We start from the raw sequence: 8,859 nt of genomic DNA on the forward strand, positions 1-8,859 counted from the left end.
ATGGAAGCAAGAGTACATTCCAGGCGTATGTAACACACCAGAGAGCATTTAAGGAACAGGATTTAAGCTTTGAAGCGGCATATACAGGACTGTCAAATGCCAAGTTCACAGTAAAAGGAATAGGACTGTCGAAGAATCAGACATGGGTAGGAGCAGGAGTTCTTACGGAAGTAAATCCAGGTTTTGCATGGTATGTAAACTACGATGGAAAGATAGAGAAAAAAGGAAGAAATAACGTATTTACAACTGGTCTGAGATTTAGTTTCTAGTTACTTGAAAATAAAAGTTAATAAAAAATATTATTTGAAATAGAAAAAAGGAAAGTTAGTGTATAAATTTATATTAGCTTTCTTTTTTTGTTTATGATTCTGTTATTAAATAAAGTAAAAAAAATGAAAAAAAAGAGTATTAAATTGTATACAAATTTATAAAAATATGTTATTATAGCTATGTATCAAATGAAATTCAAATGAAAAATAAACAAAATGATAAATATGTTTATTTTGATAAAAAAATATATCAGATGATAACTATTTAAATAAACAACAAAAATATCAGAACAGGAGAAAAGAAAATATGAGACAGGCAATAGTGGCAATAATAATGGGAATAGTTTTATTATCTTGTACAAATGCAAGAGTTATACAGTATAACACAGAAAGATTGGATAATATTGAAGAATATTTAAGGGAAAATAAGTTTATAAAACCATCAGAAAATGTTGAAAAATTAAAGGAAGAAGGTAAAATAGACTTTTCAAGAGAATACAGATCTCTTGAAAAAGAAGCTGAAGCATGGATGGAAGGTGTAAAGTAGGATTTACACTGAATGCAGGATATGACACAAAAGGTCAGAACATAAGAGGTGGAATAGGAATTAGAGTAATTTACTAAAATAATATGTTGACATACAAATAAAAAGAATATATAATTAGTAGAGTAATTATAAAATTATAAAAAGATAAAAATTTTAGGAGGAAAAAATATGGCTAAATTGAATATAATTTATTTTAGTGGTACAGGAAATACTGAACAAATAGCATCATTCATAGAAGAAGGAGCAAAAGCTGCAGGAGCAGAAGTAGAAGTAATCTCAGTAGATTCAGCTGACGAAAGTTCAGTAGATGCTGATTTCGTTGCATTTGGATCACCTGCAACAGGATCAGAAGAAGTTGCACCTGAAATGGTTGACTATATTGAAGGAGTAAAAGAAAAATTAGCTGGAAAAAGAGTAGGACTTTTCGGGTCAAATGACTGGGGAGAAGGAGATTTCATGAGTATGTGGATACAGGAATTAGACAACGCAGATGTATCTGTTGTTGGAGAAGGATGTATCATAAATCTTGCTCCAGATGATGATGAAAAAATCGAAAAATGTAAAGAATATGGAAAAGCAATAGTTAGCTAATAGCCGTATATAAAAAAAGTTTCATTTCTAATGTTCATAGCATTTAGAGATGAAACTTTTTTCTTATTTATATTATTTCTGTAACAGAGTAATCAGAATATATCAATTCCCCATTATCCAGCTTTTCTTTAAGCTTTATTTTATTTTCGAGAGGAAGATATTCGACATATATGTTTTTCAGTTCCTTTAAATCCTTCTTTTTCAAAGTGTTTAAAAAAGTAATATTTTCAGGTATTGAAATATTATTTTTAATAAATTCTGTCTGCAGATTAAAGGTGTTACTGATTTCAGATTTTTTTTCTTCGTTTTCTATTTTACTGTTTTCAAAAAGATCTGAAATAAATTTTTCTTTTGTTTCAGCATCAGTAAAAAAACAAAATCTTGTACCAATTTCATTGACTGCATTTAAAGATTTTTTTTCTGTTTCTGTAAATTCATTATTATCCTCTTTCACTTCAATATCTTTTATTTTCGTAAGAATAAAATCTTCAGGAGATATTTTTTTCATAGCCTGTTTAAATGCTGTATTATAAAACAGTATAAAAGGATAGTTTTCTTCCTGCTCATTTTCATATTTTACAGCAATATCAAAGTATGTTTTGATAAAAGGAATGTTATATATAGAATTTTTACTGTTTTTTACAATAATAAGGCTCTTTTTCCCTGTCTTTTTCATGAAAAATATTCCCACAGTCAAAAGAAAATTTATCAGATTTTCAGGTTTCATATACTTTTCCGGGTTATTTTTGAAATTTTCTGAAGACTTATTTTCAAATGAAAGTATCAAATCCTTATTCTGTCTGAAAAACAGTGAAAGCAGATTTTTTGTAAAACTGTCATATTCCATATTTCCTATAAGGAAATCCTTTATTCTCTTGAAAATTCCAATATCAGTATAATCATAACATTCAAATGAGAAATCCCTTTTAATCAGTATATCTACAATATTGTGAGTTGAAGATTTTACAATGTTTTCAACTTTGACAGTAAAGTTCCAGTTAAAATATTTTTTTAGCTGAATAAGTAAATTGGAAATATTGTAATCCAATCTTCCTACAAATTTTCTCCCCTGAAAAAGGGAAATTTGGTCAAATTCATTTTTCAGGCTGAGGGGAGTTTCCACATCAAGGTCAAGATGCGTGTAAAATATTGATTTAATAGGGAAGGAAGTATTGTAAAGGGAATGATAGTATAAAAGAGTGTCATCCTTCAGTTCAGAAGCCTTCATATCTTCTATATATGCTTTTGTATAGTATCTGTCCTGAAATTCCTCTATTTTCAGTTTATATACAATGTCATAAAACAGATTTTCATTAAGCTCCTTAAAATATTCCCCTGATCCGAACCATACAGCATTTTTAATTACAAATCCCTTCTGTTTCAGGTCGAACATTATATGATTCTTATTTTCCCCTATAAACTTTATATTTTCCAGAAGCACATTCTTAGTCTGAAAAGTAGGCATCGGATTTCCAAAACCAAACGGTTTCAGCAGTTCTATTGTCTTGAAAAATTCGTAGGACATTTTTTGCATTGGAATCTGCTTATCAATATTTATAATTTTAACAAAATCATCATCTTTTAGGATCTTTTTTGCATATTCATTAATTTTTCTTTTAAACAGTTCAATATTTTTAATTGGAATTGTAAATCCGGCCGCTCCTGAATGGCCACCGAACTTAACAAATAATTCAGGCATACTCTGCAGAGCATTTAGAATATTGAAACCTTCAATACTTCTGCATGATCCGACTGCAATTCCTTCGTCTTTCTTGACTTCCATAATAATGACAGGCTTATAGTATATATCTACTATTTTAGAAGCTGCAATTCCTATAATTCCATGATGATATTCAGGCGAATAGTCAATGATTACAAAGTCTTCATTGATTTTATTTTTCTCAATATTTTTTTCAATCATTTCCACAATTCTATTCTGAAGTTCTTTTCGCTCAAAATTTTTATTAATCAGTTCCTTTACTATAATTTCTATTTCCCGGTTATTGTCAGAAGTCAGCAGTTTTACTACCATTTTTGCATCCTTAAGCCTTCCGGCGGCATTAAATACAGGTGCAATTATAAAACCTACATCATAGGTTGAATATTCTGACTTTGGATTATTTCCTTTATTTTCACCGCTATTGAATAGTTTATAAAGCAAAAAGGCAAGCCCTCTGTTTTTAGTAAAGGGAAGTTTTTCAAGTCCAAATCTTGTAAGAATACGGTTTTCTGACAGAAGTGGAACGATGTCGGCGATAGTTCCTATGGATACAAGATCCAGATATTCAAAGGCTTCCTCTTTTTTACCGTAGCTTTCAAAAAGTGACAGGACAAGCATAAATACAGTTCCTACACCTGCAAGGGATTCAAATGTATATTCATTTTCAATCCTTTTAGGATTAATGACTGCCAGTGCTTCAGGAACTTTTTTTCCTTGAAGATTATGGTGGTCTGTTATTATAACTGGAAGATTTATGGAATTTGCAAATTTTATTTCTTCAAAAGCAGTAATTCCACAATCTACAGTAATGACAAGTTCTCCACCTGAATCCTTGATTTTTTTCAGTGCATCATTATTCAGTCCGTACCCTTCGTCCCTAATAGGTATGTAGTAGCTGACATTTTCTGCTCCCAGTTCCTTTAGTGTCAGATACAAAACGGCAGTTGAAGTGATTCCGTCAACATCGTAGTCGCCATATATCCATATATTTTTATTTTTCCGGATAGCTTCTCTTATAATTTTAACAGATTTTTCCACATCATAGAGTTTATTAGGATTTTGAAGATTTTCCAGCTTAGGATTTAAGAAATCCCTTATTTCTCCAGGAGATTTTATTCCTCTGGAAAACAGTATTTTCAATATATCTTTATCAACAGGAATATTATTTATTTTTATATCTTTATCTTTTGGAATATTTTTTATATTCCATTTTGTATTTCGCATATTAACTCCTAGATTTTAAAATATTATTTCATATTTATTTTAACATATTATTAATATAAAAGAAATAGGTAAAGTCAAAAAAAATCTTTTTTAATATTAAAAAAACAAGGAATAATCAAATTTATTAAAAAATAAATTTTTAATAAAGTCTTGTTAAAAATATAAAAATATAATATAATAAATAAATAATAAATTAAAATTTATTAAAAAATATAGGGGGTTAATTGGGTGGAAAAAATTAAAAAGGTGAAGGGATTTACACTTATTGAGGTTTTAGTTTATATGTCAGTCGCAGCAATTTTATTTACAATTGTTTCTATAAGCGTGCAAAATCAGAAAATGAAACAGAACTTTGCAGTGGAAAAAAGAAATATAAGCATGTTCATAAGAAAAATTCAGCAGCATGCACAGCAGAACAGGAAGGAATATATACTGGATTTCCAGATATCTAAAAATACTGCATTTTTTATGGAAGAAACAGCCGGGAAAAAGGATATAATTGATAAAATGGCTATTTCAGGGGAAATTTCATATATGACAAATAATACTGATAAGAATGCTGATTTTGCGAGAAGGACAACAGATGAAGGTAATTTTGAAAGGGGATTTTCTGTTTACCTTTTAAATAAAAAGGGAGATAGGATTTATTACCGTATATCAACAAATACAATAAATGCCGCAAAATATCCCATAATAAGCATTTACAGGGCAAAAAAACCTATAAATGTAAAGGATGATTATACAAAATCACATTTATGGGAGGAAGAACTGTAAATGAAAAAGAATTCTGGAACAATGAGTATTTTCCTGTCAGATAAAACTGCAATAAGCAATATTTTTAAAACATCTGCAATAATAGCGGCAGGCATAGTTTTCTTTATATTTTACATTAACTTTGTAACTTATAAGGGAGAACTTTCAGGAGAACAGGTTCTTCATGTGAAAATGGATGGAAAGACAGGCTCTGTGCTCAAGGTAAATAACAAATACCTGAAACAGCAGGCTTCCATAAAAAATAGTAAAAACTTTGATTATGGATTTTACCTTATAAAATATAAAATAAGGAAAGTTACTGAAAAAAATGGTTCCCTCACAATTGAAGGGAAAATAGTGGGGTATAAGGGTTCAAAACTCAATGGAATGAGGAAATACATTTTAAATATATTTGATGAACTTTTTATTACAGAGGACAATCTGTATGCTTTTTCACGTGCGGCAATTTTGGGAGAAAAGTCTGAAGTGGGAAAGGATATGAAGGACAGGTTTAAATATACAGGGCTTGCACATCTTATTGTTATTTCAGGCTCACATATTGGCCTTGTAATAATGGGAATTGTGAAAATACTCGACACGTTGAATATTAAATATAGAATAAAGTATATAGCCGCCCTTGTGGCACTTTCTCTTTACTGTACACTTGTAGGAATGTCGCCTGGAATACTTAGGGCGTATATAATGGGAGCAATGATGATATGTGCAAGAATTTTTTTTGAGCAGGAAGACAGTAAAAAGTCACTGTTTGTTTCACTAGTTGTCATACTTGTGCTAAATCCATATGCAATATTTGATATATCTATGCAGCTGTCCTATATGGCAGTAATTGCGATAATATTTGTTTATCCGCCAGTAGAAAAACTGTGCGAAATAAAGTTTTTAGGAAAAATGAAGGTAGGAATTTCCAAAGATACTGTAAAACTTCTGCTGCTGAGCTTAGCCATACAGGTTACAAGTATCCCTCTTTTCCTCTATTATTTTGATAAACTTCCGTTATTTTCCTTTTTACTTAACATAGTAGGAGTACCTCTTGGAACTATTCTGATAGAAGTATTATTTTTTATTACGTTATGTAATATTCTCTATTTAAAGGTGCTGAATATTTTATTCGTTCCATTGGCACAGATTCTTTATAACGGTTTTGAAGGATTTATTTTACTTGGAAACAAGATTCCACTTTTACAGGTTGACATAAAAGGAAAGGTGGATATATGGTCTGTTGTGGTTTATTATATTATTCTAGTTATAATTATTCTGTATATGAATAAAAGTTATGCTGTAATGGATAAGCAGAAGAAAATACAGGAAAAACATAGGGCTAAGCTTAAAAAGGAAATAATGTAAATGTTTGATATGGATTTCACATGAAAATAAAATGAAATTAAAAATAAAAAAAGCTACACTATACTGTTAAATTATATGAGAGGTGATGAGAATGCCAGTTAATTTTGAAAAAATGTCAGAAAAAACAAGAAAAAATAGTGTAGGAAATTTCTGGAAATGTAAAAGAAATTTTATACTTGTCATGTTGGGAATTATGTCGTTAGCAAATATTTCAATGTCTGAAAGTATTCAAAAGTCTAAAGAAAATTCTAAAAATATTGAAGCACAGTCAAAAAATATTCAGGAAGATGAAGAATTATATTCATATAATCTTATCAGATCGGTTTTTAAGCCAAAGTCTAAGGAGCCTCAGCCTGATGCTTCGCCAGATGATAATGACAGAAGTGTAGATGTAGGTCATCAGGAGAGACTTCTGAACAAAGTGAGGGAAGAACTGGCAGATTATTTTGCAAATCCTTCAAAAGAAGAAGCTGAAAGACATATGGTATGGGTGGAAGTACCGGTGTGGAGACTACAGGATGGGAAGAAGGTTTCTGATACAGAAAGAATACAGGTGTTAAATGTATTGGCATCTGATGTAAAGGAGATATTCAGGGAAATATATAATGGCCATGAGAAGTTTCCTGTAAAGCGTCTTATTGGCTATACATGGAGAGGTCAAAATTCAAGGAGCTTTCATAATACAGGGCGTGCCATAGATATAAATCCGGAAGAAAATCCTCAAGTGGATATTGATGGAAGGGTGCTTGTAGGTAAAAAATGGGATCCACATGAAAATCCTTATTCCATAAAGCCTAATGGTGATGTTGTAAAGGCGTTTAGAAAAAGAGGCTGGGTATGGGGTGAAAAATTTAGAAAGAAAGATTATATGCATTTTGGATTTAAGGAAATGTAAAAAAGCTAGTCAAAGCAATTGAATTAATAACAGTTGGAAGAATTTTATAAATAAAAAACTGCAGAGAGGGAATAAATAAAAAAATGGTTACTTTTCCGGAGAAAAGTAACCTGATAAGAACTCCGTAGAGACTTATCTCGCTCACTATGAATTAATTATACTATGTTTTTATATAAAAAGCAATACACAAAAAACTAAAAATTAAAAAAAGGAAAAAAATGTCTAATAAAACCCCTAAAACTTATGAAGAACAATTAGAAATATTAAAAAAAATGGGAATACCTAAGAGATGGAAAAATATAATAAAAAAATAAAAAAAGATCTCTTAAAAGAAAAAATATAAATAATAGACATAAAATAAAAATATATTTATTCATTTATTAAAATTTCACTTATGTAAAACAGTCATTTATTAAGAAAAAATCAAAAACTCGCTAAAGGCTCAGACATTGATTTTTTCTAAATTCATTTTCTGTTTTACATTGTGAAATTATAAATAATTCATAAATATATTTTTTTTACACTTTGTATATGTTTTTTAGATAATCTTTTTTACATTTTTTACAATGTTTTCAATATCTTCAATACATTGTAAGTGATTCTCCCTTGAAAACATGTGTGAAAATAGAAGTTCGAGATTTTCTTCAAAATTTTCAGGTAAAATTTTACATTGTTTCTTACAAAGCTGAATCAATCTTTTTTCTCCCGGATGAGTAAGACTGTTTATGGCAAAAATCATATCAAAATATGAAGCAAGAAATTCTGAAATTCTATGATTAACACTCACTGAATCCCCTCTTTCTATGGCTTTTTTTATCTGGTTAGGGTATGCAGGTAATGATGAATCAATAAGCTTCAGCTGATGATTTATAATGTTTTTCTTCAACTGTTCAGGGTAATCAAATGAATACTTTTCCTTGTATTTTGTCAGATTTCCATTTTTATCGTATAAAATCCTGCATGTACGCAAATTATGCCACATGCATGTAGTATATGAATTTCTGGCCTGACATTTTACAGCTACATCTTCAATATCCTGCATAAAATCTTTCATATTTCTATAAAGAATATCAATTTCTATTCCGTTATTTAAAATACAATTGTCTTCGTATTCCCAAAAATGATTTCCTATTTCCATATATTTACAAAATTTATTTAAAATATTTTTTCTATCTTTTTCATCGACAGGCGAATTTACATATACATATACATCGTAATCTGATTTTTCATCATAATTTTCTCCCGCTCTTGAACCACCAAGGGCAATTGCTTCAACTTCCTTTAGTTCAGATAATTCTTTGAATAATAATTCTACCATTATTCGCTTCCTCCTGTTATTATTTCCTGAATTTATTTATAAAATTATAATATAAAAAAATAAAATTATCAAATGGAAACAGAGGTAAATTAAGATTTACCAAATGGAAAAATGAAAAAATAGAGCTTGACAAAACTTAAAAGAAACTATAGAATAACCTTACAAAAATAAAATATA

8 protein-coding genes are annotated in these 8,859 nt (G+C 29.5%); 6 read left to right on the forward strand and 2 right to left on the reverse strand.

What is annotated here, in order from left to right; all coding sequences use genetic code 11:
- The 3 genes from HMPREF1984_RS10770 to HMPREF1984_RS10780 form a co-directional block, all read left to right on the forward strand.
- Positions 1-269, forward strand: a 269-nt coding sequence (locus HMPREF1984_RS10770; RefSeq protein WP_021767099.1) for an autotransporter domain-containing protein, incomplete at its 5' end; no start/stop codon positions are given.
- 307 nt (positions 270-576) lie between these two features.
- Positions 577-816, forward strand: a complete 240-nt coding sequence (locus HMPREF1984_RS10775) for a hypothetical protein (RefSeq protein ID WP_021768040.1) — start codon at positions 577-579, stop codon at positions 814-816.
- A 168-nt stretch (positions 817-984) separates the two neighbouring features.
- The gene (locus tag HMPREF1984_RS10780; RefSeq protein WP_021768041.1) at positions 985-1,407 is read left to right on the forward strand and encodes a flavodoxin domain-containing protein; all 423 of its coding nucleotides are present in this window, start codon (positions 985-987) and stop codon (positions 1,405-1,407) included.
- Positions 1,408-1,474: 67 nt separating this feature from the next.
- Here HMPREF1984_RS10780 and recJ read toward each other — a convergent pair whose 3' ends face one another.
- Positions 1,475-4,351, reverse strand: coding sequence for a single-stranded-DNA-specific exonuclease RecJ (gene recJ, locus HMPREF1984_RS10785; RefSeq protein WP_021768042.1), 2,877 nt, complete (start codon positions 4,349-4,351; stop codon positions 1,475-1,477).
- A 228-nt stretch (positions 4,352-4,579) separates the two neighbouring features.
- On the opposite strand from recJ, the gene HMPREF1984_RS10790 reads away from it, so the two are divergent.
- The 3 genes from HMPREF1984_RS10790 to HMPREF1984_RS11050 all read left to right on the forward strand — a co-directional run bounded on the left by HMPREF1984_RS10790 (position 4,580) and on the right by HMPREF1984_RS11050 (position 7,364).
- A complete protein-coding gene (locus HMPREF1984_RS10790; RefSeq protein ID WP_021768043.1) occupies positions 4,580-5,125 on the forward strand; it encodes a type II secretion system protein in 546 nt (181 codons plus the stop codon).
- Positions 5,126-6,469 carry a ComEC/Rec2 family competence protein gene (locus tag HMPREF1984_RS10795; protein ID WP_021768044.1) on the forward strand — a complete coding sequence of 448 codons (1,344 nt, stop codon included), beginning with the start codon at positions 5,126-5,128 and terminating at the stop codon, positions 6,467-6,469.
- A 91-nt stretch (positions 6,470-6,560) separates the two neighbouring features.
- Positions 6,561-7,364 carry a M15 family metallopeptidase gene (locus HMPREF1984_RS11050; protein ID WP_021768045.1) on the forward strand — a complete coding sequence of 268 codons (804 nt, stop codon included), beginning with the start codon at positions 6,561-6,563 and terminating at the stop codon, positions 7,362-7,364.
- Between the two features lie 538 nt (positions 7,365-7,902).
- Here the strand turns inward: HMPREF1984_RS11050 and HMPREF1984_RS10805 are convergent.
- Entirely contained in the window at positions 7,903-8,682 is a 780-nt protein-coding gene (locus HMPREF1984_RS10805; protein WP_021768046.1) for a DUF4037 domain-containing protein, read from the reverse strand.
- Between the last annotated feature and the right edge of the window lie 177 nt (positions 8,683-8,859).

Origin of the sequence: Leptotrichia sp. oral taxon 215 str. W9775 (assembly GCF_000469505.1) — a bacterium.
Classification (GTDB): Bacteria; Fusobacteriota; Fusobacteriia; order Fusobacteriales; family Leptotrichiaceae; genus Leptotrichia_A.

What these genes read in the sequence shown, in the direction of transcription:
- HMPREF1984_RS10775 (WP_021768040.1), top strand. Translation starts at nt 577, where the DNA reads ATGAGACAGGCAATAGTGGCAATAATAATGGGAATAGTTTTATTATCT.
- HMPREF1984_RS10780 (WP_021768041.1), top strand. Translation starts at nt 985, where the DNA reads ATGGCTAAATTGAATATAATTTATTTTAGTGGTACAGGAAATACTGAA.
- recJ (WP_021768042.1), bottom strand. Translation starts at nt 4,351, where the DNA reads ATGCGAAATACAAAATGGAATATAAAAAATATTCCAAAAGATAAAGAT.
- HMPREF1984_RS10795 (WP_021768044.1), top strand. Translation starts at nt 5,126, where the DNA reads ATGAAAAAGAATTCTGGAACAATGAGTATTTTCCTGTCAGATAAAACT.
- HMPREF1984_RS11050 (WP_021768045.1), top strand. Translation starts at nt 6,561, where the DNA reads ATGCCAGTTAATTTTGAAAAAATGTCAGAAAAAACAAGAAAAAATAGT.
- HMPREF1984_RS10805 (WP_021768046.1), bottom strand. Translation starts at nt 8,682, where the DNA reads ATGGTAGAATTATTATTCAAAGAATTATCTGAACTAAAGGAAGTTGAA.